The sequence below is a fragment of the Roseateles sp. AC306 genome (assembly GCF_979253795.1).
In genome coordinates this window covers 1-26612 of sequence record NZ_CEEDEB010000017.1, presented here as the reverse complement: position 1 = coordinate 26612, position 26612 = coordinate 1, and the positions used below count along the sequence as shown (strand labels likewise).

Sequence of the window (26612 nt, the reverse complement as noted above, 5' to 3'; positions counted from 1 at the left end):
CTGAATTTAAACGTGGACGAGCGTGCCCTCGTCTTCCCCGAGCACCACGCGCTTGAGCGCGCCGGTCTTGAAGATGCTGAACACCTTGATCGGCAGCTTCTGGTCGCGGCAGAGCGCGAAGGCGGCCCCGTCCATCACTTGCAAGTTCTTGGAGATGGCCTCGTCGAAGGTGATGCTGGTGTAGCGCGTCGCGTCGGGGTTCTTCTTGGGGTCGGCCGTGTAGACGCCGTCGACCTTGGTGGCCTTCAGCACGATCTCGGCACCGATCTCGGCGCCGCGCAGCGCGGCGGCCGTGTCGGTCGTGAAGAAGGGGTTGCCGGTGCCGGCGGCGAAGACGACGACCTTGCCCTCTTCGAGATATTGCAGCGCCTTGGGGCGCACATAGGGCTCGACGACCTGCTCGATGGCGATGGCCGACATCACGCGGGCGATCATGCCTTCCTGGCGCATCGTGTCGGCCAAGGCCAGCGAGTTCATCACCGTGGCCAGCATGCCCATGTAGTCGGCCGTCGCGCGGTCCATGCCGACGGAGCCACCGGCCACGCCGCGGAAGATGTTGCCGCCGCCGATGACGACGGCGACTTCGACACCCATCTGCGTGATCTCACGGACTTCCTGCACCATGCGCACGATGGTCGCGCGGTTGATGCCGTAGGCGTCGTCACCCATGAGGGCTTCGCCGGAGAGTTTGAGCAGGATGCGCTTGTACGCAGGCATGGTGTCCTCTGGAGTCTTGGGGAAGGGCTGGCAGTGGCCCGGAAGTTTAAAGGGCGCCAACTTGGCGCCCTTTCATTTCGCCAGAGTCTTTACTGACCCTTGGCAGCCGCGACCTGCGCGGCCACTTCGGCCGCGAAGTCGTCGACCTTTTTCTCGATGCCTTCACCGACGACATAGAGCGTGAAGCCCTTGACCGTCGTGTTGGCAGCCTTGAGGTGGGCGCCCACCGTCTGCTTGCCGTCGGCGGCCTTCACGAAGACCTGGTCCAGCAGCGAGACTTCCTTCAGGAACTTCTGCACCGAGCCTTCGACCATCTTGGCGATGATGTCGGCCGGCTTGCCGGATTCGGCAGCCTTCTCGGTGGCGATGCGGCGCTCCTTCTCGACCAGCTCGGCCGACACGTCGGCGCTGGACAGCGCAGCCGGCTTCATCGCAGCGATGTGCATGGCGACGTCCTTGGCAGCGACGTCGTCACCTTCGAACTCAACGACCACGCCGATGCGGGTGCCGTGCAGATAGGTGGCCAGCTTGCTGCCGGTGTAGCGCTGGAAGCGGCGGATGGACATGTTCTCGCCGATCTTGCCGATCAGACCCTTGCGCACGTCTTCCACCGTCGGGCCGAAGCCTTCCTGCGACAGCGGCAGCGCCGACAGAGCCGCCACGTCAGCGGGGTTCTGCTCAGCCACCAGACCGGCCAGTGCGCTGACGAAGGCGAGGAAGGCGTCGTTCTTCGAGACGAAGTCGGTCTCGCAGTTCACTTCGATCAGCGCGCCGTTGCCGCCGACCACGGCTGAGGCGACGATGCCTTCGGCGGTGATGCGCGAGGCGGCCTTGCCGGCCTTGTTGCCCAGCTTGACGCGCAGGATCTCTTCAGCGCGGCCCAGGTCGCCGTCGGCCTCGGTCAGTGCCTTCTTGCACTCCATCATCGGGGCGTCGGTGCGGGCGCGCAGTTCGCCCACCATGCTTGCGGTGATAGCAGCCATATCTCTTCTCCAGATTTCGGTTGGCCAAATTCAGTTGGCAAAAGGGGCCTCGCGGCCCCTTTCAGATGCAGGGTCGAAAGGGCTTCAGGCCTCTTCGGAGACCTCGACGAACTCGTCGCCGGCGGGGGCAACCGCGGCCAGCACTTCGTTCGTGGCGTTGGCACGGCCTTCGAGCACGGCGTCAGCGATGGCGCGGGCGTACAGGGCCACAGCCTTGGCCGAGTCATCGTTGCCGGGGATGACGTAGTCGATGCCCACGGGCGAGTGGTTGGTGTCCACCACGCCGATGACGGGAATGCCGAGCTTCTTGGCTTCGGCGACGGCGATCTTGTGATAGCCGACGTCGATGACGAAGATGGCATCGGGCAGCGAGGTCATGTCCTGGATGCCGCCGATGTTCTTCTCAAGCTTGGTGATGTCACGCTGGAACATCAGCGCTTCCTTCTTGATCGCGGGCTGGGTGCCGGCGTCAACCTGGGCCTGCATGTCCTTCAGATTCTTCAGCGAGGTCTTGACCGTCTTGAAGTTGGTCATCATGCCGCCGAGCCAACGGGCGTCGACGAAGGGCATGCCGGCGCGCAGGGCTTCCGAGGCGATGACTTCACGGGCCTGGCGCTTCGTGCCGACCATCAGGATCGTGCCGCGCTTGGCAGCCAGTTGACGCACAAACTTCAACGCATCGTTGAACGCGGGCAGCGTCTTCTCGAGGTTGATGATGTGGATCTTGTTGCGATGGCCGTAGATATACGGGGCCATCTTGGGATTCCAGAAGCGGGTTTGGTGGCCGAAATGGACGCCGGCTTCCAGCATCTCGCGCATCGTGACAGACATGGGTCTTACTCCGAAGGTTGTGTCTAAAATCCGGCCCGAATTGCGTTGCAGCACCTGGATACAGCCGTTTCAGCTGGTTCACAAGGCCGCAAACCACAACACCTTTGTGGACCGGTTTGCGATTTGTTGCGACGCGTGGGCGCTGAATTCCTCAGCCACACACCCATCACAACCGTCTTGCCAAGGTCTTGCAGCGCTTCAAAGCGCTACCGCCTCCGGCAAAACCCGCAGAGTATACACAAGCCCATGGCCTTTTTCAGCCGGCGTCACACCACAGTGGCCGCGAGCTCGCCCGCCCGGGCCTTTCCTCAGGTGGGCGCTTGAGCCGCCGCGTCGCGGTGGTGGGCGCCGGCTTGGCTGGCGTGACAACGGCCTACGAACTGGCCGCACTGGGCTGGCAGGTCCATGTCTTCGAGCGCGGCGGCAGCGTGGCCGAGCAGGCCAGCTTCGCGAACAGCGCGCTGTTGTCGCCTTTCATGCCTCATCTCGGTGACGCACCAGCGCCCGCGCCCCTGGGCTGGCGCTGGCGCCGCTGGCGTGCCGGCCGGCGCGGCGGCGATGCACCGTCAACACTGGCGGCGCTGAGCCAGCTCGGCCTGGCGCGCACGGATGAATTGCGCCGCAGCCTCGGCCTGGACGACGAGGCTGCGGATGGCCTGCTCGTCGCTCTCGTCGACGACAGGCGCGTCGCGGCGGCACAAGCCCGGGTCGATGCGTGGAAGGCGATGGGTCTGTCCATCGAACTGCTCGACCCCGAACAGGCGCGCCTCCGCGAGCCCGGCCTGAATGCCAACGCGCCGCTCGCCGGCGCGGTGGCGCTCGCCAACGGTGGTGCCGGCAATGCCCGCCTCTTTGCCCAACAACTGCGCCAACAGGCCCAGCAGCTGGGTGCTGCCTTTCGCTTTCACACGACGGTGCGCGCCATCGCCGCCGACAGCGCCGGCTTGACGCTGCGCCACGAGTACACGCCGCCACCGGACGCGCCGACACGCGCCGCCGAGCGCGACGCGGGCGACACGCTGCCGCAGTTGCTGGGCGACCAGGAAGAACGCTTCGACGCCGTGGTGCTCTGCAACGGTCTCGACGCACCGGCCCTGCTCGGCCAGCGCCTGCCTGGGCTCAAGCTCGCAGCTCGGCATGAAGCCTCGGTCACGGCGCCGCTTCGCCTGCTCGAGGCCCACCCCGACCTCGGCCCCAAGGCCGGCTGGCTCGACCCCTCGCGTGGCCTGGCCATCGCGCGCATCGGCCAACGCGTGCGCGTGACGGGCGGTCTTGCGGTGACGGGGCGCAAGGGCCAGTACACAGCAGACTTCGAGGCCCTGCACCGCAGCCTGCAGCACTGGTTCCCCGGCTCGGTCCTGCACAGCCAGGTGCAGCACGGCCAGAGTCGGCGTGCGCTGACGGCCGACGGCCTGCCTTTGCTCGGCGCCAGCGGCAGGCCCGGCCTTTGGCTCAACCTGTCACCCGGCGGCCATGGCTGGGGGCTGGCCTGTGGTGCGGCCCAAGTGCTGGCGCAGCAGATCACCGGGCAGACAGCCGCGCTCGACATCGCCCCGCTGGGCCCGCAGCGCCTGGCCTAAGCTCACGGGCATGCAAGCGTTGCTGCCCACCGCCACCGCCCTGCCGGTGTTCGACGTCGCCGCGAGCCGGCGCATCGAGGCGCGCGCGCTGGTCCATTCTCCGGACCTGATGGAGCGCGCCGGCCTGGCCGTCGCCAAGCTCGCGCTGGCGTTGCGGCGCGGCGAGGGGCCAGTCTGGGTCGTCTGCGGACCGGGCAACAACGGCGGCGATGGCCTGGTCGCAGCGCGGCGGCTGGCGCAAGCCGGCGTCGCCGTTCACGTCGGCCATGACGCGCCACCTCGCGCTGCCCTCGTCATCGACGCGCTGCTTGGCCTGGGGCTGAACCGCGCGCCGGCGGCCGCCCTGCTTGCCACCATCGCCGCGATGCAGGCTTGCGGTGCTCCCATCCTGGCCGTCGACCTGCCCAGCGGGCTGCTGGCCGACACCGGCCAGCCCGGCGGCGAACGGGCCGTGCGCGCCGACCACACGCTGACGCTGCTGACGCTCAAGCCCGGCCTCTTCACCGGCGAGGGACGCGCGCATGCCGGGCGGATCTGGTTCGATGGCCTGGGCATCGCGCCCGATGAAGAACCGACGGCGGAGTTGCTCGGCCCGGCGCCTCGTCCTGAACGCGGCGCCACGAGCCACAAGGGCAGCCACGGCGAGGTACTCGTCATCGGTGGCGCACCGGGCATGCAGGGTGCGGCCCGACTGGCGGCTCGGGCGGCCCTGGCCTGCGGCGCAGGGCGCGTCTACATGGACCTGATCGGTCTGGCTGCCGGCGAAGCTGCGGATGCCGGTCAGCTCGAACTGATGCGCGGCCGGCTGGCAGACGTGCCGCAGGCCGTCGGCGTCATCGGCTGCGGTGCCGGGGCGGCCATCGCGGGCGCCCTGCCCGCGCTGCTGCAAACGCTGCCGCGCGTGGTGCTGGACGCCGACGCGCTGAACGCCATCGCTGCCGATGCAGCCTTGCAGGATCTGCTCCGGGCTCGGCCCGCCAGCGCGACGCTGCTGACGCCCCATCCGCTCGAAGCCGCGCGCCTGCTCGGCCGCAGCACCACCGGCATCCAGGTGGACCGCCTCGCCGCCGGACGCGAACTGGCCGAGCGCTTCAACTGCACCGTCGTCCTGAAAGGCTCCGGCAGTGTCATCGCGTCACCCGACGAGCGCCCCGCCATCTGCGCCAGCGGCGGGCCGGCGTTGGCTACGGCCGGCAGCGGCGACGTGCTGGCCGGCTGGCTGGGCGGCCTGTGGGCTCAGGAACTCGGCGCCAGCGCCCATCGCATCGCCTGCGCCGGCGCAGATGCGCACGGCCGGGCCGGCGAGGTGAACGGCGTGCTGCGCGCCAGCGATCTCATCGAACACCTGGCCGCGCAGCACTGACGCGAGGCGGCGCTCAGCGACGCTTGCGTGTCGGCGGCTTGGGCGCCGTCTTCTTCGCAGCCCGGCTGGACGCCCGTTTGGCAGCCTGCTGCGCCGCTTTGACCGGGTGCAGGGATGCGACGACGGCCTTGCGGCTCTGCTTCACGTCGCGGTCAGTCTGCTGCAGCTCGTCGAGCGCCTCGACGGCGGTCTTGGGCGCGCGCTTCTTGGCCGGCGCCCTGCCGGATGGTTTTCCAGAGGGCTTGCCTTGCTGTTTGCCGGTAGCACCGCGGCTCGGTGAGCGCCCCTCATCCGAATCGCGCACGAGGCGGAAGTCGATGCGGCGGCCGTCCAGGTCGACGCGGCTGACCTGCACCTGCACGCGCGCGCCGGTGGCGTAGCGGATGCCGGTTCGCTCGCCGCGCAGCTCCTGGCGCACGTCGTCGAACTTGAAGTACTCGCCACCCAGCTCGGTGATGTGCACCAGACCTTCGACGTAGAGCGCGTCCAGTTGAACGAACAGTCCAAACGAGGTGACGGCCGAGACGGTGCCAGCGAACTCCTCACCGAGGCGGTCGCGCATGTAGCGGCACTTCAGCCAGGCCTCGACGTCGCGGCTGGCCTCGTCGGCGCGGCGTTCGTTGGCGCTGCAATGCGCGCCGACGACTTCCCAGCGCTCGGCCTCGTTGCGAGCCTCGGCCGGGTTGGGCGGCGCCGCGCGGCCGGGGCGCTTGGGCGCCTGCGGCACGTTCATCTTGCTGGCGTCCAGCGTGTAGCGCTTGTTGGCGAGCAGGCACTTGATGACGCGGTGGACCAGCAGGTCGGGGTAGCGCCGGATCGGGCTCGTGAAGTGCGTGTACGCCGGATAGGCGAGGCCGAAGTGGCCGGCGTTGATGCCGGTGTAGATGGCCTGCTGCATGGAGCGCAGCAGCATGGTGTGGATCTGCTGCGCGTCGGGCCTGTCCTTGGTCGCCTGGGCGATCTGCTGGAACTCGCGCGGCGTCGGGTCGTCTGAGATGCCCATGCCGATGCCCAGCGAGCGCAGGTAGTTCTGCAGCGTCGTGCGCTTCTCGGGCGTGGGGCCTTCGTGCACGCGGAACAGCGCGTGGTGCTTGTTCGACTGGATGAAGTCCGCCGAGCAGGTGTTGGCGGCCAGCATGGCCTCCTCGATCAGCCGGTGCGCGTCGTTGCGCGTGCGCGGGATGATCTTCTCGATGCGGCCGTTGTCGTCGCAGACGATCTGCGTCTCGGTGGTCTCGAAATCGATGGCGCCGCGGCGGCCGCGCTCGCCGAGCAGCGCGCGATAGACCTCGTGCAGATGCAGAAGATGCGGCACCAGTTCGCGGCGCTTGGCGGCCTCGGGACCATGCGTGTTGGCCAGGATGGCCGCCACCTCGGTATAGGTGAAGCGCGCGTGCGAGCTGATGACGGCCGGATAGAACTGGTAGGCGCTGACGGTGCCGTCGCTGGACACCAGCATGTCGCAGACCATGCTGAGCCGGTCTTCATACGGGTTCAGGGAACACAGGCCGTTGGACAGCTTCTCCGGCAGCATGGGAATGACGCGGCGCGGGAAGTAGACCGACGTGGCGCGCTCGTAGGCGTCGGCGTCCAGCGGCTCGCCGGGCTTGACGTAATGCGACACGTCGGCGATGGCGACCAGCAGGCGCCAGCCCTCGACGGCCTTCTTGCCGCGGCCCTGCTTGAAGGGCTCGCAGTAGACGGCGTCGTCGAAGTCGCGTGCGTCCTCGCCGTCGATGGTGACCAGGGGCACATCGCGCAGGTCGATGCGGCCCTTCAGGTCGGCGGCCCGCATCTTCTCGGGCAGCTTGGCGCTCTGCGCCAGCGTCTCCGGGCTGAAGCGGTGCGGCACGTCGTACTTGCGCACGGCGATCTCGATCTCCATGCCGGGGTCGTCGATCTCGCCCAGCACCTCGACGACGCGGCCAACCGGCTTGGAGTAAAGCGACGGCGGCTCGGTCAGCTCGACGGCGACGACCTGACCTGCGGTCGCGTTGGCGATGCCGTTCTTGGGGATCAGGATGTCCTGGCCCATGCGCCTGTCTTCGGGTGCGACGAGCCAAATGCCCGACTCCAGCAGCAGGCGGCCGATGAGGGGCCGCTTCTTGCGCTCGAGGATTTCCAGCACCTTGCCCTCGGGCCGGCCGCGCTTGTCGAAGCGCACCACCCTCACGCGCAGACGGTCTCCATGCATGACGGCATGGGTCTCCTGAGACGACAGGTAGACATCGGCCGAGCCGTCATCGGGAATCAGGAAACCATGCCCGTCCCGATGACCTTGCAGCGTGCCTTCGACTTCCGCGAGCAGGCCCGCGCCATCGCCCGTAGGCGAAGGGTTAGAGTTCTTCAAGTTTTTGATGATATGATCCTTGCTTTCCTGAAACGGCCCAGGTCTTCGACACGAAGTCTTGAGCACCTTGCCCAGGTGGCGGAATTGGTAGACGCACTAGTTTCAGGTACTAGCGGGTAACTCCGTGGAGGTTCGAGTCCTCTCCTGGGCACCAAACAGAAAAGGCCAGCACGAAAGTGCTGGCCTTTGTCGTTTGGGGCTCAGGAAGCGATGTCCAGTGGACATCGCGGGAGGACGAGAAAGGCTTGGGGCTGCGCTCCAAGCCGGGGTCGCGCTTGCGTGACCGAGTCCCCGACGATGCGCCCTCGATGGGCGCTTCGTCGAGTGGTGGCACAAACCGAGCTCCTTCGATCCGCGCCACAAACCCATTCTCAAACGACGAACTTCTTCGCCAGCTGCTCCGGACCCATGCCGTCGTAGTCCTCGAACGGCTGGTGGATCCACGGCGAGGTTTCGAGCATCTCGACGTAGTAATCCGGCGTGTAGGCCGAGACCTTCTTTGTCCAGATGACGGCCGAGCGCAGTTCGGTGATGGCGGGCATGCCGCGCAGGCGCTCGACCACGGCCTGCAAAGTAACCCCTGAATCGGCCAGATCGTCCACCAGCAGCACACGGCCGGCGACCTCGCCCTTGGGCATGGTGATGTACTTGGCGACGTCCAGCCGGCCCTGGATGGTGCCGGCCTCGGCGCGGTAGGAACTGGTGGACATGATGCCCAGCGGCTTGTCGAAGACGCGCGACAAGACGTCCCCCGGCCGCATGCCACCGCGCGCCAGGCACAGGATCTGGTCGAACTGCCAGCCCGAGGCGTGCACCCTGAGAGCGAGTCGCTCGGTCAGCAGGTGGTACTCGTCCCAGGACACGTAGAGATGTTTACCGTCGTCGGTCAGCATGGTGGTCGCAGCTCCGTGGTGTAAGGAGGATCAGGCGGAATAGGGATGGCGCAGCACGATGGTGTGCTCGCGGTCGGGGCCGGTGGACACCATGTGGATGGGTGTGCCGATGACCTCTTCGACGCGCTTCAGATAGCTGCGGGCATTGGCGGGCAGAGCGTCCCAGGACGTGGCGCCGAAGGTGATCTCGGTCCAGCCCGGGAAGGTCTCGAACACCGGCGTGCAGGCGTCGATCTCGTCCGCATCCAGCGGCAGGATGTCGAGCTGACGGCCGTTGAGCTCGTAGCCCACGCACATCTTGATCTCGGCCAGGCCGTCCAGCACGTCGAGCTTGGTCAGGCACAGGCCACTGATGCCGTTGATGATCATCGAGCGCTTCAGCGCTGCAGCGTCCAGCCAGCCGCAGCGGCGGGCACGGCCGGTGACCGTGCCGCGCTCCTGACCGACGGTGGACAGGTGGTAGCCGACGGTGCCCGGCACCTCCCAGTCCAGTTCGGTCGGGAAGGGCCCGGAGCCGACGCGGGTCGTGTAGGCCTTGGTGATGCCCAGCATGTATTGCAGCAGCTGCGGGCCGACGCCGGCACCGGCAGCGGCATTGCCGGCCACGCAGTTGCTGGACGTGACATAGGGGTAGGTGCCGTGGTCGATGTCCAGCAGCGTGCCCTGGGCGCCTTCGAACAGGATGTTGGCGCCGGCTTGGTGGGCCTTGTGGATGAGGTAGCCGACGTCGGCCAGCATGGGCTTGATCTGCTCGGCCATCTTCATGGCCTGCTCGAAGATGGGTTCGAAGGCCAGCGCCTCGGCCTTCAGGTAGCCGGTGAGCGCGAAGTTGTGCAGCTCCAGCAGCTCGCGCAGCTTCTTGGCAAAGCGCTCGGGATGCTTCAGGTCCTGGGCGCGCAGTGCGCGGCGCGCCACCTTGTCTTCATAGGCCGGGCCGATGCCCTTGCCGGTGGTGCCGATCTTGCCGCTGCCGCTGCTCTCGCGCAGCAGCTCGCGCGCCTTGTCCACGGCGACGTGGAAGGGCAGGATCAGCGGGCAGGACTCGCTGATGAAGAGGCGCGAACGCACCTCGACGCCGGCGGCTTCCAGGCGCTCGATCTCGCTCAGCAGATGGGTCGGGTCGACCACCACGCCGTTGCCGATGTAGCAGGCCACGCCGTCGCGCATGATGCCGCTGGGGATCAGCTGCAGCGCAGTCTTGACGCCCTTGATGACCAGCGTGTGGCCCGCGTTGTGGCCGCCCTGGAAGCGCACCACGCCCTGGGCGTGATCCGTCATCCAGTCCACGACCTTGCCCTTGCCCTCGTCACCCCACTGGGTACCGACGACGACCACATTGCGTCCACGCGCGGTTTGGCTTTGCATCTTGTTTGCCTGCTGAAACTTGGAAAGGATTTGGGCCGCCGCGCGCTCAGAGCGCCCGGACGACCCAGTCAGCGTGCTCGCGAACCAGTTCGCGGTCACAGTCGAATTCATCGGCCTCGTGCTCGTGCCCGGGCAGCACGCAGACCACGGTCTCGCCCTGCTCGCGCAGCGTGCGCACGGCCTGGCGCAGCGAGGCGTCCTCGCCCCAGGGGGCGCGCACGGCGGCACGCAGCGGCGTTGGGGGCGCCAGTGTCACCAGCGTCTTCAGGTCCAGGCTGAAGCCGACGGCCGGGCGGCGGCGTCCGAAGGCGGCACCGACCTCGTCGTAGCGGCCGCCGCGCAGCACGGCGTCGGCGCAGCCCGATGCATAGGCCGCGAAGCGGATGCCCGTGTAGTAGGCATAGCCTTGAAGGTCCGCCAGGTCGAAACCCAGGCCGACCTCGGGGTGGACCACGGCGAGATGACCAGCCAGCCAGTCCAGGTCGGCCAGGGCCGCCTTGACGAGGGGGTGGTCGGGCAGGCGGCGTGCGGCCTCGGCCAGCACCTCGCGACCACCGAACAGGCTGGGCAGGGCCAGCAGCGCATCGCGCGTGACGGCGGGCATGTCGGCGCTCAGCGCAGACAGCGCGGAAAGATCCTTGGCGGCCAAGGCGGCGGTCAACGCTGCCAGCGCTTCCGGCGCCAGCTTGACGCCATCGAGCACGCCTTGCAGCAGACGGGCGTCGCCCAGGTCCAGCATGACGTCACGCAGACCGGCGCGGCGCAGCGCGTCCAGGGCCAGCTCATGCACTTCGAGGTCGGCCTCCAGGCCGGCATGGCCGTAGATCTCGACGCCGAACTGCAGCGGCTCGCGGCTTGTGTTGAGGCCGTCGGGCCGCGTATGCGCCACCGGGCCGCAGTAGCACAGGCGCGTGACGCCCTGGCGGTTCAGCAGGTGGGCATCGATGCGGGCGACCTGCGGCGTCGTGTCGGCACGTACGCCGAGCGTGCGACCGGAGAGCTGGTCGACCAGCTTGAAGAGCTTGATGTCGGAGCCGCTACCCGTGCCGGAAAGCAGAGAGTCGACATGCTCCAGCAGCGGCGGGATGACCAGCTCGCAGCCGTAGCTGCGGGCCATGTCGAGCAGTTCTCTACGCAGCTCTTCGATGCGGCGCGCCTGCGACGGCAGGACATCGGCGATGTGCTCGGGCAGCAGCCAAGCAGAGGACATGAGCGAAGGCAGGCGGTTAAAAACGGCATTCTACCGGCGCCTCCCGGCCCCGGCCTTCAGATCAGTGCAACCAGAGCAGTCCCAACAGACCGACCAGGATGCTGGCGAGGCCGATGAAGCGGATCTGGCCGTCGTTCATCGCCAGCACGCGGCTGAAGACCTCACGCCAGCGCGCCGGGCTGATCAGGGGCATCAGCCCCTCGATGACCAGCACCAACGCCAGCGCGGCCAGCAGCTCGTTCACTTGCGCGCTGGGGCGGCGGCAGGTGCAGAGCCGGAGCCCCGCATGGCTTTGAAGAAATCGCTGCTCGGGTCGACGACCATCACGTCGCTCTTCTTCGCGAAGCTGGCGCGGTAGGCTTCCAGCGAGCGATAGAACTGCGCGAACTGCGGGTCGCGGCCGAAGGCTTCGGCATACAGGGCCGAGGCCTTCGCGTCGCCCTCACCCTTGATCTTCTGCGCATCCCGATAAGCCTCGGCAACGATGATTTCGCGCTGGCGGTCGGCGTCGGCCTTGATCTTCTCGCCCTCGGCCGTGCCCGTGGAGCGGGCTTCGGCAGCCACGCGCTGGCGCTCGGACTGCATGCGGCGATAGACCGAGTCAGTGATGCCGGAGGCGAAGTCCACACGCTTGATGCGCACGTCGACGATCTCGATGCCGAACTGCTTGGCCTCGTCGGCCAGGCGCTTGCGCACATCGTTCATGACTTTCTCGCGCTCGGTGGCCAGCACGGCGATGACCGTGCGCTTGGTCACCTCTTCGTTGAACGCCGCCTGCACGACGGGCGAGAGGCGGTTCTCGATGTTGCGCATGTCCGCACCGTTGTTGCGGATGAACTGGCGCGGCTCGGTGATGCGCCACTTGATGAGCCAGTCGATGACGAGGCTCTTCTTCTCGGCCGTGAAGATGGGGCGCGATTCGGCGCTGTCCAGCGTCTGCACGCGGCGGTCCAGCAGCACGACGTTCTGGAACGGCGGCGGCAGCTTGAACTTCAGGCCTGGCTCGGTGATGACTTCCTTGATCTCGCCCAGCGCATAGACCGCAGCGAACTGACGCTGGTCAACGATGAAGAGCATGGACGACAACAGCATCAGCACGACGAGGGCGCCGGCGACGATGGCGGCAATTCGATTCATGGAGGGCATCCTCGATCAGCGGCCGTCGCGGCTGCGCTGGTTGTCACGGCTGCGCAGGTCGTTGGCACTGGGCACGGTCTGCGGGTCGGGTAGCGTGGTGGCCTGGGGAGCGGACACGGTCACGCTGCCACTGCCCTGCTGCAGGAGCTTGTCCAGCGGCAGGTAGAGCATGTTGGAGCCGCTCTTGCTATCCACCATGACCTTGCTGACGTTGCTGTAGACCTGCTGCATCGCATCGATGTAGAGGCGATCACGCGTCACCTGCGGCGCCTTCTGGTATTCGGTCAGCACGCTCTTGAAGCGCTGCGAATCGCCCTCGGCCGTGGCGACGACGCGGGCCTTGTAGCCCTCGGACTGCTCGCGCAGCTTGGCCGACTCACCCTGGGCGCGCGGGATGACCTCGTTGGCATAGGCCTGCGCCTCGTTCTTTGTCTGTTCCTTGTTCTGCCCGGCCTTGAAGGCGTCTTCGAAGGCGGCCTGCACCTGCTCAGGCGGCTGCACGCTCAGCACGTTGACGTTCTTGACCTGGATGCCGGCCTTCAGGCGGTCCAGCTGCAGCTGCACCGACTTGGCCAGATCGGTCGCGATCGCATCCCGCTGCTCGTACAGCACCGAGTCCATCGTGCTCTTGCCGACGATCTCGCGCACCGCAGATTCGGCGGCCAGCATGACGGCGTCCTTGGGTTGCGCGTTCTCGAACAGGAACTCGCGTGCGTCCTTGATCGTGTACTGCACGGTGAAGCGGATGTCGACGATGTTCTCGTCCTGCGTCAGCATGGAGGAGTCGCGCAGGCCCGTTGCGGCCACGACCGCATTGCGACCCACCTCGACCTGCTGCAGCTGTGTGACCGACACCACCTCGTGCTGCTGCAGCGGGTAGGGCAGGCGCCACTGGAAGCCGGCCTCGACCGTCTTGCTGTACTTGCCGAAGGACGTGACCACGCCCTGCTGGCCTTCCTGCACGATGAAGAAGCCGCTGGACAGCCAGCCCAGGACAACGACGACGCCAATCAGGCCAGCGCCGATCCCGGCGCCCTTCATGTCGGGCGTGCCACCGCCGGAACCGCCAGGGTTGGCAGGCCCGCCGGACTTGCCGCCGAACATGCCTGAGAGCTTGCGATTGAAGTCGCGCCAGAGCTCGTCGAGATCGGGCGGGCCGTCGTTGCGGCCGTTGTTCAGCAGCCGGCCCGCGGCTCTGGCGATGGGCGTCATCAGACGCTGCGCCCAAGGGCTGCGGGGCGGTGTGTGGGAAGTGCTGCTCATGCCTGCGAGGAGTCTGAGGAAGAGGGCTCGGGGTCGTCCGACGGATCAGAGTCGAAACGTGGGTCCCGCTCGTCGGGAATCAAGGGCTGGGCCTGCATGGCCGTTGCAATCAGCTGGCGCAGTTCGGCCAGGCCGCTGCCGTCCAGCGAGCTGACGAAGACGCGCGGCGTAGGCCCGGTACCGCCGGCGTCGCGCAGCACCGCGTCAACGATCTCGCGCGGGCGCTGGTCGTCGGCCAGCAGGTCCTGCTTGTTGTAGACAAGGATCTGCGGTACGCCGCCGGCGCCGATTTCCTCCAGCACGCGCTCGACCTCGGCGACCTGCTCCTCCAGCACGGGGCTGGAAGCATCGACGACATGCAGCAGCAGGTCGGCATCGGCCGCCTCCTGCAGCGTCGCGCGGAAGGCTTCGACGAGCTTGTGCGGCAGGTCGCGGATGAAGCCGACCGTGTCGGACAGCGAGACGCTGGCGCCGGCCTGCTCGAGGTAAAGCGAACGCGTCGTGGTGTCCAGCGTTGCGAACAGCTGGTTGGCGGCATAGGCGCGCGCCTTGGTCAGCGCGTTGAACAGCGTGCTCTTGCCCGCGTTCGTGTAGCCGACCAAAGAGACCTTGAACACGCCGTTGCGCGAACGGGCCTTGCGCTGCGTGCTGCGCTGGCGCTGCACCTGCTTCAGGCGTTCCTTGGTCTTCTTGATGCGGTCCTCGATCATGCGACGGTCCAGCTCGATCTGCGCCTCGCCGGGGCCGCCGCGCATGCCGATGCCGCCGCTCTGGCGCTCCAGATGGCTCCAGCGGCGTACGAGTCGTGTGGACAGGTATTGCAGCCGCGCCAGTTCGACCTGCAGCTTGCCCTCGTGGCTTTGCGCGCGGGCGGCAAAGATTTCGAGGATCAGCGCCGTGCGATCGGCGACGGGCACGCCGAGCACCTTTTCGAGGTTGCGCTGCTGGGCGGGCGAGATGGCCTGGTCGAACAGCACCGTGTGCGCCTGGTGGGCCTGCACGAGCAGCTTGATCTCGTCGGCCTTGCCGGAGCCGACGAAAAGCGCTGCGTCGGGCGCCTGGCGGCGGGCAATGACCTTGGCGACGGGCGTGTCGCCGGCGGACTCGGCCAGCAGCGCCAGCTCGTCCAGGCTTTCGTCGAAGCCTTGCTTGGCGGATTGCCGACCGAAATCGACACCCACAAGAATGGCGCGCGCCGCCTCGGAGGGCGGCGTCGCGGCGTTGTCGATGGTCGAGGACAAGGGGGTCGGATCAGGCGTCCGCAGGGGCGTCGCCAGCGTGGAAGTTGACCGCACGGCCCGGCACGACGGTGGAGATCGCGTGCTTGTAGACCATCTGGGTCACCGTGTTGCGAAGCAGCACGACATACTGGTCAAACGATTCGATGTGGCCTTGCAGCTTGATGCCGTTGACCAGATAGATCGAGACCGGCACATGCTCTTTGCGGAGCAGGTTCAAAAAAGGATCCTGCAAAAGTTGGCCTTTGTTGCTCATCGGTATGCTCCGAGTTTTCGGGGGAAAGAGGGGGGAAACGGGAATGCGGGTTGGACCTTAACACAGGGTTTTGCCGCATCCGGCCGTCACCCTAGGTCTTTTCGTCGAAGGGATTCTTCGAAGAACGTAGCTCTATCTTCAGCGGTGTTCCGACCAGCTTGTAGTGAGCGCGGATGCGGCCTTCGAGGTAGCGCTTGTAGACCTCGGTGACGCCGTCCAGCGCGTTGCCGTGGATGACGACGATGGGCGGGTTCTGGCCGCCCTGGTGGGCGTAGCGCATCTTCGGGCGGGACACGCCCGAGCGCTTGGGCTGCTGGTGCTCGGTGGCCTCCTGGATGAGGCGGGTCAGCACCGGCGTCGTCATCTTGCGGTAGGCCGAGGCATAGGCGTCGGCCAGCGAGTTCCAGACCGCCGACAAACCCTGGCGCTTCAGCGCCGAGATGTTGTGCATGGGCGCGAACTTCAGGAAGGTCAGGCGCTGCTCGATCTGGCGCTGCAAGGTTTCGCGCTGGTAGCTGTCGACGGCATCCCACTTGTTCAGGGCGAGCACCACCGCGCGGCCGCTGTCCAGGATGTAGCCGGCGATGTGGGCGTCCTGGTCGGTCACGCCTTGCGTCGCGTCCAGCAGCAGCAGCACGACGTGCGCGTCGGCAATGGCCTGCAGCGTCTTGACGACCGAGAACTTTTCGATGGCCTCGAAGACCTTGCCCTTGCGGCGCAGGCCGGCCGTGTCGATGAGCTTGAACTTCTGGCCATTGCGCTCGAAATCCACCGAGATGGCGTCGCGCGTGGTGCCCGGCATGTCGAAGGCGACAAGGCGCTCCTCGCCCAGCCAGGTGTTGATCAGCGTGCTCTTGCCGACGTTGGGGCGGCCCGCCACCGCCAAGCGGATGACGCCGTCTTCCTGCGGGCCGGCGCCGAACTCCTCGGTGGCGTCTTCAAACGGCTCCAGCACGGCGTCGAGCAGGCTGCGTATGCCCTGGCCGTGGGCCGACGAGATCGGGTGCGGTTCGCCCATGCCGAGTTCATGGAACTCGTTCATCAGCGGCGACTCGCTCATGCCCTCGGCCTTGTTGACGGCCAGGTGCACGCGCTTGTTGACGCTGCGCAGGTAGCGGGCAATGTCGCTGTCGTGGGCCGAAAGCCCCAGGCGGATGTCGACGACGAAGATGACGGCGTCGGCCTCGGCCACCGCCTGCTTCGTCTGCTTCGCCATCTCTTTGATGATGCCGGTGCTGCTGTCGGGCTCGAAGCCGCCGGTGTCGATGCAGATGAACTCGCGGTCGCCCATGCGGCCGTCGCCGTAGTGGCGGTCGCGCGTCAGGCCGGCGAAGTCGGCCACGATGGCGTCGCGCGACTTCGTCAGGCGGTTGAACAGCGTCGACTTGCCGACGTTGGGGCGGCCGACGAGCGCGATGACGGGTTTCATTCGGCCTTGATGGCGAACAGGCCACCGTTCCTGGTCGCGACCAGGGCGGTGTCGCCCAGCAGCGCGATAGCGGCGATGGGCGAGCCATCGGTGGCGATGCGCGAGCGGGTCTTGCCGGTGTCGCGGTCCAGCAGGTGGATCTGGCCTTCATAGTCGCCCACCAGCACCTGCTTGTTCAGCACCACCGGGGCGGAGAGCTTGCGCAGTTGGAACTGGTCGGCCGACCAGGCCAGGTCGCCGTTGGCCAGCTTCCAGGCGGACAGACGGTCCGAGGCATCTCCCGCGACGACGACCTGGTCGTCCGCGCCGATGCCGTTGGTGCCGCCGACCACGCGGTTCCAGAGCGCGCTGCCGCGCTCGGCGTTGACGCAGCCGACGGAGGACTGGAAGGCGCGCGCGCAGATCACCTCGCCCTGCCGCACGGCCGGGCCGACGAGGTCGGCCAGGCGCTCGACCTCGTTGGTGCCGCGCGGCGTGGCCACGCTGGCCTCCCAGCGCAACTGGCCCTTGAGCGGGTCGACACCGGCCAGGCGCGAGCCCTGGCCAACGATGAGGGTGTCCTTGTAGGCCAGCAGCACGCCGGCCTTGGCCAGCGTCAGCGGCTCGCCGGGGCGGCGCATTTCCCAGATCTTGCGGCCGTCGAGGGCGTCGAAGGCGAGCACCTGGCGGTCCAGCGTCAGCGCGAAGACGCGCTCGCCGGCTACCAGCGGCGCGGCGATGACGGGCGTTGGCAGCGCCTTCTTCCAGACGACGCGGCCGACGTCCAGCACGACGAGTTCGTTGTCGCGGTTGACCACCGCTGCGAAGCGACCGTCGCTGCCGATGCCGGCGGCCAGCTTGGCGCCGGCGTCACCGCGCCACAGCTCGCGGCCGTCGGCGGCGGCCAGGGCACGCACATTGCCGTCGTTGCTGGCCACGACGAAGCTGTCGCCGAGCGTCGCGATGCTGAGCGGGAAGCTGACATCGCCGCCCTTGGCACTCCAGACGACGCGACCGGTGGCCGGGCCCGACAGCGTCTCCAGCACGGCGGGCTTGGTCTTGGCGTCACCAAACCAGTTGTTCCACGTCGACGAGATCGTCGAGCAGCCCGACAGCGAGGCCGCCGCCAGGGACATCAGCGTGATCTGAACGAGGCGCTTCATTGCGCGGCTCCGGTGGTTTCGACGACGGTGGGCACGCCCAGCGTGGCCAGCTTGGCCTCGACGATGCGGCGGTAGTCCTGCGTCTTCTCCAGGCCGGCCAGGGCCTTCTGGTACTCGGCCTTGGCGGCGTCGCGCTTGTCCTGCAGCAGCAGGGCGTCGCCGCGCCGGTCGGCCACCAGAGGCGCGAACTCGGCGGACTTGATCGCGTCCAGCGTCTTGGTCGCTTCGTCGAAGGCCTTGGCGTCGAGCTGCAGGCCGGCCAGACGCAGGCGGGCGAGGTCTCGGTAGGCGGTCTCGGAGCCCTGCTCTGCCACCCAGGTCAGGCTTTGCTTGGCCTCGTCGGCCTTGCCCTTGTCGAGCTGCAGCTTGGCGACCTGCAGGCCGGCCTGGGCGGCATAGCCGGTACCGGCATAGCGTGTCTTCAGGTCACCCGCAGCGGCGGCGGCCTTGTCGGCGTCCTGGGCCGTGAGGGCGCGGTCGAACTCCTCGTACATCGCTGCGGCCTTGGCGGCCTGCTCGCGCTGGTACCAGGTCCAGCCCTGCCAGGCTGCAAAGGCAGCGAGGACGGCGGTCAGCGCCCAGGTGATGAGATTGCCCCAGCGCTTCCAGAAGGCCTTGAGCTGGTCGAGTTGTTCTTGTTCTTCGAGGTCGAGATGCGATGCCATGAGAGGAATACAGCGTGGTTCGGGCAGGGCCCGGGATTATGCGGTGCGCAACTCGGCCGCCCAGGCGGCCACGTCGGCGAGCGGGCGGGCGACCTGTTCACTGCCTTCGCGCAGCGATTTCAGGCTTACTTCGCCACGAGCGAGTTCGTCACCGCCAAAGACCAGCGCGAAGCGGGCGCCGGAGGCGTCGGCCTTCTTGAACTGCGACTTGAACGAGCCGCCGCCGGCATGCATCTGCACGGCGACACCGGCTGCGCGCAGCGCTTCCAGCGCGGGCAGGATGCGTGGCAGCTCGGCGGGGTCGGGCACGACGGCGTAGACATCGGGCGCGGGTGCGGGCGACTGCAGACCCAGCGTCTCCAGCAGCAGCAGCAGCCGCTCCAGACCCAGGCCGAAGCCGACGGCCGGCGTCGGCTTGCCGCCGAGCTGCTCGACGAGGCCGTCATACCGGCCACCGGCGCAGACCGTGCCCTGGGCGCCGAGCTTGTCGGTGACCCACTCGAAGACGGTGAGGTTGTAGTAGTCCAGGCCCCGCACGAGGCGGGGGTTGATGCGGTAGGCCAGCCCGACCGACTCCAGCAGCGCCTTCACGCCGCTGAAGTGGGCCTGAGATTCGACACCCAGGAAGTCCAACAGCTGCGGCGCGCCCTCGGCCATGGCCTGCATGGCAGGGTTCTTGGTGTCGAGCACACGCAACGGGTTGGCGTACATGCGGCGCTTGGCTTCTTCGTCCAGCACGTCCTGGTGCTGTTCAAGGTAGCTGATGAGCGCCTCGCGGTGCGCACGGCGCTCCTCGGGCTGGCCCAGACAGTTGATCTCCAGCGTGACGTCCACACCCTCCTTCAGGCCCAGCTCGCGCCACAGCGCGCGGGCCAGCAGGATGACCTCGGCGTCCACGTCCGGGCCGGCAAAGCCCAGCGCCTCGATGCCCATCTGGTGGAACTGGCGGTAGCGACCCTTCTGCGGCTTCTCGCGGCGGAACATCGGGCCGACGTAGTACAGGCGGCGCGGGCTGTCACGCAGGTAGCTGTGTTCGATCATGGCCCGCACGACGCCGGCCGTGCCCTCGGGGCGCAGCGCCAGGTGCTCGGCCTGGCCGTGCTTGTCGGCACGATCCTCGAAGGCGTACATCTCCTTCTCGACGATGTCCGTCACCTCGCCGATGCCGCGCACGAACAGCGCGGTCGGTTCGACGATGGGCACACGCACGTTGCTGTAGCCGTAGCGCGCCAGCACGCTGCGCATCGTCGCTTCAAGTTGCTCCCAGCGCGCCGATTCCGGCGGCAGGATGTCGTTCATGCCCTTGACGGCCTGAAGGGTCGTCTTCCGATCGCTCGCCTGTTGCGTGGGCTGGACCTTCTTGCTTTCACTCATGCGGTAGCGGTCGCGCCAAAGCGCTTCTCGATGTAGTTCTCGACCAGCGCGTGGAACTCGTTGGCGATGTTGTCGCCGCGCAGCGTCAGCGCCTTCACGCCGTCGATGAAGACGGGCGCCGCCGGCGCCTCGCCGGTGCCGGGCAGGCTGATGCCGATGTCGGCATGCTTGCTCTCGCCCGGGCCGTTGACGATGCAGCCCATGACGGCCACCTTCATCTCCTCGACGCCGGGGTACTTGTTGCGCCAGACCGGCATCTGCAGGCGCAGGAAGTCGTCGATCTGCTTGGCCAGTTCCTGGAAGGTGGTGCTCGTCGTGCGGCCGCAGCCGGGGCAGGCCGTCACGCTCGGGTTGAAGTGGCGCAGGCCCAGGGCTTGCAGGATCTCCAGCGCGACGACGACCTCCTGCGTGCGCGACTCGCCCGGCTGCGGCGTGAGGCTGACGCGGATGGTGTCGCCAATGCCTTCCTGCGCCAGGATGCCCAGCGCGACGCTGGAGGCCACCGTGCCCTTGGTGCCCATGCCAGCTTCGGTCAGGCCCAGGTGCAGCGCGTAGTCGCAGCGGCGGGCCAGTTCGCGGTAGACCGAGATCAGGTCCTGCACGCCGCTGACCTTGCAGCTGATGATGATGTTGTCGCGGTTCAGGCCCAGCTCGGCGGCGTAGTCGGCTGACGTGAGTGCGGACTCGATGAGGGCCTGGTACATGACCGGCTTGGCATCCCAGGGCTGGGCCCGGCGGGCGTTCTCGTCCATGAACTGGGCGAGCAACTCCTGGTCCAGGCTGCCCCAGTTGACGCCGATGCGCACGACCTTGTCGTACCTGGCGGCGGCCTCCACCATCATCGCGAACTGGCGGTCCTTCTTGTCGCCCTTGCCGACGTTGCCGGGGTTGATGCGGTACTTGGACAGCGCCTGCGCCATCGCCGGGTACTCGGTCAGCAGGCGGTGCCCGTTGTAGTGGAAGTCGCCCACCAGCGGCACATCGATACCCATGCGGTCCAACTGCTCGCGGATGTAGGGCACCTGCTCGGCCGCCTCGGGCGTGTTGACGGTGATGCGCACCATCTCCGAGCCAGCGATGGCCAGCTCCTTGACCTGGATGGCCGTGCCGATGGCGTCCACCGTGTCGGTGTTCGTCATCGACTGCACACGCACCGGCGCGTCGCCACCCACGGTGACGACACGGCTGCCCCAGGTCACGCGGGCCTGGCGGCTCTTGCGCGGCGCGGGCGCCGCTTCGGGAATGATGTATTCGCTCATCAGTTCAACTCCACTCGAGCGATGTTGTTGCTTGCACGCGCGTTCAGGTCGTAGGCGCTGCCGCGCCACTCGATCTTCGTGCCGCTCACATTGCCGACGCGCACCTTGTAGGGTGCAGCGCCGCTGAAATCCTGCTGCTCACCCTGGCGCAGCACGCGCGAAAGCAGCGTCTGGCCCTTGGCGTCGACGACCTCGATCCAGCTGTCGGCGGTGGCCGTCACGCGCAGCGCCGGGCCAGTTGGGAGGGCCGGGCTGACTGCGGCTGCGACAGGAGCTGGCGCGGATGCGATCACGGCCGGCGCCGAGGCGGCCACGACCGGCGGCGACATTGCCAGCACCGGCTCAGAAGCCGCCGCCACTGGCGCCGGAATGAATTCGACGACCGGCGCACTGGCTGCGCTCGTCATGACACCGGAGGCCGGCAGCGCAACCGGGGGAAAGGCCGGCGTTGGCTCGTGCTCCAGCCAGCCGGCTGGCACCCAGTAGATGGCTGCCGCGACGATCAGCAGCAGTCCCAGGCCCCAGACGACGGGCCGCTTCAACAAGGACAGCAAGCCGCCGTCGATGGGGCCGGCGCCGCGCTCGCGGAAGGGCTGGTTGAGTCCCGGGCGCACATCAAAACCCAGCTCGCTGGTTCGCGGCAGCAAGGCCAGCACGGGACCTGAGTCCACCTTGAGCGCGCGGCACACGGCCGTGGCCAGCGCGCGCGCGAAGGTCGCGTCGGGCAGCTCGGTGAAGCGGTCACCCTCCAGCGCCTCCAGCTTGGCCTGCGGCACCTTGAGCATGACGGCCAGGGCCGCGATATGCAGGCCGCGCTGCTGGCGGGCGGCCCTGAGCCAGGCGCCGGCGGTGGTCGGCTCTTGGGCCCGTCCCTCGGAAATGGGTTCCATCGTCTTGTTCTTCTTAGTCTTCGTAACGGCCGGCGTCCAGCGCCTGCGTCTCGGGGGCCTGCGGGAACCTGCGGCGCAGCATCTGGGCCAGGTCGTCAACGACGTTGGTATGACTGAGCTTGCGCTCGATGCGCAGCTGCAGCCACAGGCTCTGCGCGTTCAGCTGCTCGGGCTGATCGTTGACGCGCTTCACATAGAAGCGCGCGCGCTCCAGCTCGCGGTTGCGGAACAGCACCTCGGACAGATTGACGGCGATGACCGGACTGCTCGGGTCCAGCTCGAAGGCGCGCGACAGCGTCTTCTCGGCGACCAGCAGGCGGCCGGCGCGGGCCTCGCAGACGCCTTTGGCCAGCAGCGTGCGGGCCGGCGAGCGGTAGGTCGACTGGGCCAGCGCCTGGTCGAACAGCGAGTCGGCCGTGGGCCAGCGCTGCTGCTGGCACATGAACCAACCGTAGTTGTGCAGGGTGTCGGGGTCGTTGGGATAGACGGCCAGCGCGCGGCGGAAGGTTTCCTCTGCCAGTGGGAAATCGCCCATGGAGGCGTAGATGAGGCCGCGCAGGTTGACAGCCTCGCGCATGTCCGGCTTGGCCTGCAGCGCGAGCTTGAGCTCGTCGAGCGCCGTGTTGAACTGGCCGCGCGAGAAATAGCCCTGGGCCAGCTCCAGCCGGATGGCCGCCCGACGGTCGGCATCGGTCTGGTCCGAATCGGTCTTGATCTCGCGCTCGGCGGTGGGTGCGGTGCCGGTGGTCGCGCAGGCGGCGAGCAGGGTGGCGGTCAGGACGGTCAGCAGTCGCTTCATCAAATCCTCTGGGTTGGACACCAAGCGTGTCACGGGGCGGATTTGGCCACCGTCACGGGCGCCCTGACCATGCGGATATGCGCGCGGGTGCGGTCCTGCACCTCGCCCGCCAGCTGGCCGCAGGCTGCGTCGATGTCGTCACCGCGCGTCTTGCGCACCGTCGTCACGATGCCGGCCTGGATCAGCACCTCTGCAAAGGCCTTCACGCGCGCATCGGTGCTGCGCGTCAGGCCCGACGCAGGGAAGGGGTTGAACGGGATCAGGTTGATCTTGCAACCGACCTTGCCCTTGAGCAGCTTCACCAATGAGTGCGCCAGCTCGGGCGAGTCGTTCACCTCCTGGAGCATGCAGTACTCGAAGGTGATGAAGTCGCGCGGCGCCTTCTCGAGGTAGCGGTTGCAGGCGTCCAGCAGCTCGGCAATGGGGTACTTTTTGTTCAGCGGCACGAGCTGGTCGCGCAGCGGGTCGATCGGCGCGTGCAGGCTGACGGCCATGGCCACGGGGCAGTCCTCGCGCAGCCGGTCGATCATGGGCACGACGCCGGAGGTCGACACCGTCACGCGGCGACGGCTCAGGCCGTAGGCATGGTCGTCCAGCATGGTCTTGAGCGACGGCACGAGCTGGTCATAGTTCTGCAAGGGCTCGCCCATGCCCATCATGACGACGTTGGAGATCACCCGCTCCTCGGTGTTGAGGCGCTTGCGCAGGTTGTGCTCGGCGAACCAGAGCTGGGCGGTGATCTCGGCCGTCGTCAGGTTGCGGCTGAAACCCTGGTGCCCGGTCGAGCAGAAGCGGCAGCCAACGGCGCAACCGGCCTGGCTGGAGATGCAGAGCGTGCCTCGATCGAGAACCGTTGGCCCCTGGCCGCCTCTGGCGGCTGCCCCCCGAGGGGCCGCTTCGGCGATTTGGGACGGCCCGGCATCTCCGAATTCGGGAATGAACACCGCCTCGACCGCATCGCCATTGCCGACGTCGAACAGCCACTTGATCGTGCCGTCCTTCGAGACATGCTCGGAGATCACTTGCAGCGCGCTGATGTGAGCTCGCCCCTTGAGCTTGTCGCGCAGGGACTTGGCGAGGTCGGACATCTGTTCGAAGTCCGACGCGCCCTTTTGGTGGACCCAGCGGAACAGCTGGGTCGCACGGAACTTCTTTTCGCCCAGTTGCTCGCAGTAGGCGGCAAGGCCTTGCAGATCGAAGCCAAGGAGATTGACCGCGTCCATACGAGCTTCCTGGGCCGGGGTCACCGACCCCGTTGGGGGTTTACTTGGCAGCGTAGACGTTCATGCCAGGGAAGAAGAACGCCACTTCGACGGCGGCCGTTTCGGCGGCGTCGGAGCCGTGCACGGCGTTGGCATCGATGCTGTCGGCAAAGTCGGCGCGGATCGTGCCCTTCTCGGCCTTCTTCGGATCGGTCGCGCCCATCAGGTCACGGTTCTTCAGGATGGCGCCTTCGCCTTGCAGCGCCTGGATCATCACCGGGCCGGAGATCATGAAGTTGACCAGGTCGTTGAAGAAGGGGCGGGCCTTGTGCACGGCGTAGAAAGCCTCGGCGTCGGCACGCGACAGCTGGACCAGCTTGGCCGCGACGATCTTCAGGCCGGCGCCTTCGAAACGGGCGTAGATCTGGCCGATGACGTTCTTCGCCACGGCATCGGGCTTGATGATGGACAGGGTGGTTTCGATCGCCATGGAGTTCTCCTGAAGGGCTGTATTGGACAAAGCCTGCGATTGTAGCGGGCAGGGATGACCCTAGTCAGGGTCACCCAAGCCGCTTCAACGGCGACCGCCGTATCCGCCGCCGGAGCGGCCACCCCCACCGCCGCCACCGCCGCCCTTGCCACCACGGCCGCCACCGCCGCCGCCGCGGCGCAGGAAGGCGTCGCCGCCGATGTAGCCCACCGAGGTCTGCAAGGGATCAGGCTCACGCGGGCCGTTGCCCTTGTTGCCGCCGCCCTGGCCCGGCTTGTTGGCCTGCTGGCTGCCGCCGGCACCGAAACCCTGCGGGAAGCCACGCTTGCCGCTGGTGGCCTGGCGCCGGTCGAAGGTCTGCTCCAAAGGGTTGATGTGGTGCGGAATGAAGCCGTCGTCCTCGTCGTCATCCCGGCGGGGTGCGCGCTCCTCGCGCGGCGGGCGCACCTGCTGCGGCTGCTGAGCCTCGGGCGGGCGGCTCGGGCGCGGGCCGCCGCTGCCGCTGTGGCGCTCGTCATTGCGGCGCTTGTTGCGGTCGTTCTTGTTGCCCTGCTGCTGCGGCGGCTGGGCCCTGCCCTGCTGGCCACCCTGGCCCTGGTTTTGCCGCAGGCCCTGGTTGAAACCTTCGCCTTGCTGGCCCTGCCCCGCGTTGGACGTGTGGCCGGCCAGGCGGCGGATGACGCGCACGTCGTCGTCGCCCAGTTCGACCCAGACGCCGCGCTTCAGGCCGCGCGGCAGCACGACGGTGCCGTAGCGGATGCGGATCAGGCGGCTCACGACCATGCCGACCGCCTCGAAGAGTTTGCGCACCTCGCGGTTGCGGCCTTCGGTGATGACGACGCGGTACCAGCGGTTGGCGCCTTCGCCGCCGCCGTCCTCGATGCTCTTGAAGGCGGCCACCTGGCCCTCGACGTTGACGCCGTCGAGCAGCTTGGCGCGCTGCTCATCGCTCAGGGCGCCCAGCACACGAGCGGCGTACTCACGCTCGACGCCGAAGCGCGGGTGCATCAGCTGGTTGGCCAGCTCGCCGGAGTTCGTGAACAGCAGCAGGCCCTCGGTGTTGATGTCCAGGCGACCGACGGACTGCCACTTCTGGCCCTGCACGCGCGGCAGCGAGCGGAACACCGTCGGGCGGCCTTCCGGGTCGTTGAAGGTCGAGACCTCGCCGGTCGGCTTGTGATAGGCCAGGATGCGCGGGTTGGGCGGCGAGATGCGGATGCGGACATCCTTGCCGTTGACGCGCACGCGGTCGCCGAAGGAGATGCGCTGGCCGACATGCGCGACCTGGCCGTTGACCTCGATCTTGCCCTCGGCGATCCACTCCTCGATGTCGCGGCGCGAACCGATGCCGGACTGCGCCAGCACCTTCTGGAGCTTGGGCGCATCGGCATCGGGTGCCAGCACGCGCTTGGCCTCGCCCTCTGCGGCACCTTCTGCCTCATCGCCCGAAGATTCGGGCCTCAGCTGAGGCGGCTCCCCGACAGGGCCTTCGGATTCGACGTCCAGATTGCCCGACAGCACATCGGCAAAGCGCGCCCCCGCGGCCTCGACGAGTTCCTGCGAAAGTGCCGGAACCGGCAGCTCGCCGCTGCCTGCGCTTCCCACGCTGCCCGCGCCAACAGCCACCTCGGCGTCCGTCGGACGCTCGGCGCGCTCCTTGCGGTTGCGGCGGCGGTTGCGGCCACGGCCACCACGCTCGCCGTCTTCACCGTCGGCGTCGTCTTCCGAACCCTCCTCATCCGCATCGCCACCCACTGGCGCCGCCACGGCAGGCGCCTCATCGGCCAGCGTGAAGATCGGCACCTGGACGGGTGCCGGCGGCGCTTCGGCGACAGCGCCGGAGGCGGCCTCGTCCACCTTGGCCACTGCCGTCTTGCGAGGTGCGCGCTTGCGGGCTGGCACCGGCACGTCCTCTGCGGGCGCGGCCTCGGGCACCAGCGCGGCCTCTTCCACGACCGCTTCTGCCTTGCGGCGCGTGCGCTTCACAGGCACAGCGGCTTCAACGGATTCAGCAACCTCCGCGACTGCAGGCGCAGCGTCAGCCGCAACCTTGGCCGTCGTGCGGCGGCGCTTGGGCGTTGCTGGCGCTTCGGCGTCAGCGGCGGAAGGCAGGGGCTTGTCTTGATCGGCAGCGTCGTTCATGCGGGTCAGTGCTGGGGTTGCGGGGGCGTGGGGG

The 26612-nt window shown here is 67.8% G+C and carries 24 protein-coding genes and 1 tRNA gene; 3 read left to right on the top strand and 22 right to left on the bottom strand.

Going from position 1 to position 26612, the window contains the following annotated elements:
- Positions 1-6 precede the first annotated feature (6 nt).
- From pyrH to rpsB, 3 genes are all read right to left on the bottom strand, one after another.
- A complete protein-coding gene (pyrH, locus tag AC0IZJ_RS24535) occupies positions 7-717 on the bottom strand; it encodes a UMP kinase (RefSeq protein ID WP_471854261.1) in 711 nt (236 codons plus the stop codon).
- Between the two features lie 89 nt (positions 718-806).
- Positions 807-1700 carry a translation elongation factor Ts gene (tsf, locus tag AC0IZJ_RS24530; RefSeq protein ID WP_471854259.1) on the bottom strand — a complete coding sequence of 298 codons (894 nt, stop codon included), beginning with the start codon at positions 1698-1700 and terminating at the stop codon, positions 807-809.
- Between the two features lie 84 nt (positions 1701-1784).
- Positions 1785-2531 (bottom strand): 30S ribosomal protein S2, encoded by a 747-nt coding sequence (rpsB, locus tag AC0IZJ_RS24525; protein WP_471854256.1) that lies wholly within the window; start codon positions 2529-2531, stop codon positions 1785-1787.
- Between the two features lie 320 nt (positions 2532-2851).
- On the opposite strand from rpsB, the gene AC0IZJ_RS24520 reads away from it, so the two are divergent.
- Both AC0IZJ_RS24520 and AC0IZJ_RS24515 read left to right on the top strand, forming a co-directional pair.
- Positions 2852-4111 (top strand): NAD(P)/FAD-dependent oxidoreductase, encoded by a 1260-nt coding sequence (locus tag AC0IZJ_RS24520; RefSeq protein ID WP_471854254.1) that lies wholly within the window; start codon positions 2852-2854, stop codon positions 4109-4111.
- Positions 4112-4121: 10 nt separating this feature from the next.
- Positions 4122-5474 (top strand): NAD(P)H-hydrate dehydratase, encoded by a 1353-nt coding sequence (locus AC0IZJ_RS24515; RefSeq protein WP_471854252.1) that lies wholly within the window; start codon positions 4122-4124, stop codon positions 5472-5474.
- A gap of 13 nt (positions 5475-5487) precedes the next feature.
- Here the strand turns inward: AC0IZJ_RS24515 and rnr are convergent, their stop codons facing one another.
- Positions 5488-7824, bottom strand: coding sequence for a ribonuclease R (gene rnr, locus AC0IZJ_RS24510; RefSeq protein ID WP_471854250.1), 2337 nt, complete (start codon positions 7822-7824; stop codon positions 5488-5490).
- A 69-nt stretch (positions 7825-7893) separates the two neighbouring features.
- Here rnr and AC0IZJ_RS24505 point away from each other — a divergent pair.
- Positions 7894-7978: transfer RNA gene (locus tag AC0IZJ_RS24505), tRNA-Leu, on the top strand.
- A gap of 217 nt (positions 7979-8195) precedes the next feature.
- Here the strand turns inward: AC0IZJ_RS24505 and AC0IZJ_RS24500 are convergent.
- From AC0IZJ_RS24500 to AC0IZJ_RS24415, 18 genes are all read right to left on the bottom strand, one after another.
- A complete protein-coding gene (locus AC0IZJ_RS24500; protein ID WP_471854248.1) occupies positions 8196-8717 on the bottom strand; it encodes a phosphoribosyltransferase in 522 nt (173 codons plus the stop codon).
- 30 nt (positions 8718-8747) lie between these two features.
- On the bottom strand, positions 8748-10082 hold the full coding sequence (locus AC0IZJ_RS24495; protein WP_471854246.1) for an adenylosuccinate synthase: 1335 nt from the start codon (positions 10080-10082) through the stop codon (positions 8748-8750).
- 46 nt (positions 10083-10128) lie between these two features.
- Positions 10129-11292, bottom strand: a complete 1164-nt coding sequence (locus AC0IZJ_RS24490; protein ID WP_471854244.1) for an ATP phosphoribosyltransferase regulatory subunit — start codon at positions 11290-11292, stop codon at positions 10129-10131.
- 61 nt (positions 11293-11353) lie between these two features.
- Positions 11354-11536: a DUF2065 domain-containing protein gene (locus tag AC0IZJ_RS24485; protein ID WP_471854242.1), complete on the bottom strand. Its 183-nt coding sequence runs from the start codon at positions 11534-11536 to the stop codon at positions 11354-11356.
- A complete protein-coding gene (gene hflC / locus AC0IZJ_RS24480; RefSeq protein ID WP_471854240.1) occupies positions 11533-12429 on the bottom strand; it encodes a protease modulator HflC in 897 nt (298 codons plus the stop codon). Before hflC ends, AC0IZJ_RS24485 begins: the two co-directional genes overlap by 4 nt.
- Before the next feature lie 15 nt (positions 12430-12444).
- Entirely contained in the window at positions 12445-13692 is a 1248-nt protein-coding gene (gene hflK / locus AC0IZJ_RS24475; RefSeq protein ID WP_471854238.1) for an FtsH protease activity modulator HflK, read from the bottom strand.
- Positions 13689-14921: a GTPase HflX gene (gene hflX, locus AC0IZJ_RS24470; protein WP_471854374.1), complete on the bottom strand. Its 1233-nt coding sequence runs from the start codon at positions 14919-14921 to the stop codon at positions 13689-13691. The genes hflK and hflX overlap by 4 nt, the downstream gene beginning before the upstream one ends.
- A 22-nt stretch (positions 14922-14943) precedes the next feature.
- On the bottom strand, positions 14944-15186 hold the full coding sequence (gene hfq / locus AC0IZJ_RS24465) for an RNA chaperone Hfq (RefSeq protein WP_056198163.1): 243 nt from the start codon (positions 15184-15186) through the stop codon (positions 14944-14946).
- Between the two features lie 91 nt (positions 15187-15277).
- Positions 15278-16615, bottom strand: coding sequence for a ribosome biogenesis GTPase Der (gene der / locus AC0IZJ_RS24460; protein WP_471854236.1), 1338 nt, complete (start codon positions 16613-16615; stop codon positions 15278-15280).
- Positions 16612-17757, bottom strand: coding sequence for an outer membrane protein assembly factor BamB (bamB, locus tag AC0IZJ_RS24455; protein WP_471854235.1), 1146 nt, complete (start codon positions 17755-17757; stop codon positions 16612-16614). Before bamB ends, der begins: the two co-directional genes overlap by 4 nt.
- On the bottom strand, positions 17754-18422 hold the full coding sequence (locus tag AC0IZJ_RS24450; protein WP_471854234.1) for a YfgM family protein: 669 nt from the start codon (positions 18420-18422) through the stop codon (positions 17754-17756). Before AC0IZJ_RS24450 ends, bamB begins: the two co-directional genes overlap by 4 nt.
- 36 nt (positions 18423-18458) lie before the next feature.
- Positions 18459-19796, bottom strand: coding sequence for a histidine--tRNA ligase (hisS, locus tag AC0IZJ_RS24445; protein ID WP_471854233.1), 1338 nt, complete (start codon positions 19794-19796; stop codon positions 18459-18461).
- A complete protein-coding gene (gene ispG / locus AC0IZJ_RS24440) occupies positions 19793-21055 on the bottom strand; it encodes a flavodoxin-dependent (E)-4-hydroxy-3-methylbut-2-enyl-diphosphate synthase (RefSeq protein ID WP_471854232.1) in 1263 nt (420 codons plus the stop codon). The genes hisS and ispG overlap by 4 nt, the downstream gene beginning before the upstream one ends.
- On the bottom strand, positions 21055-21945 hold the full coding sequence (locus AC0IZJ_RS24435; protein WP_471854231.1) for a helix-turn-helix domain-containing protein: 891 nt from the start codon (positions 21943-21945) through the stop codon (positions 21055-21057). Before AC0IZJ_RS24435 ends, ispG begins: the two co-directional genes overlap by 1 nt.
- A 13-nt stretch (positions 21946-21958) precedes the next feature.
- Positions 21959-22744, bottom strand: a complete 786-nt coding sequence (gene pilW / locus AC0IZJ_RS24430; protein WP_471854229.1) for a type IV pilus biogenesis/stability protein PilW — start codon at positions 22742-22744, stop codon at positions 21959-21961.
- A 29-nt stretch (positions 22745-22773) separates the two neighbouring features.
- Complete coding sequence (gene rlmN, locus AC0IZJ_RS24425; RefSeq protein WP_471854227.1) at positions 22774-23967, bottom strand: dual-specificity RNA methyltransferase RlmN; 1194 nt, start codon at positions 23965-23967, stop codon at positions 22774-22776.
- Positions 23968-24007: 40 nt separating this feature from the next.
- A complete protein-coding gene (ndk, locus tag AC0IZJ_RS24420; RefSeq protein ID WP_394483748.1) occupies positions 24008-24436 on the bottom strand; it encodes a nucleoside-diphosphate kinase in 429 nt (142 codons plus the stop codon).
- 84 nt (positions 24437-24520) lie between these two features.
- Positions 24521-26578, bottom strand: a complete 2058-nt coding sequence (locus AC0IZJ_RS24415; protein ID WP_471854225.1) for a pseudouridine synthase — start codon at positions 26576-26578, stop codon at positions 24521-24523.
- Positions 26579-26612: the final 34 nt, after the last annotated feature.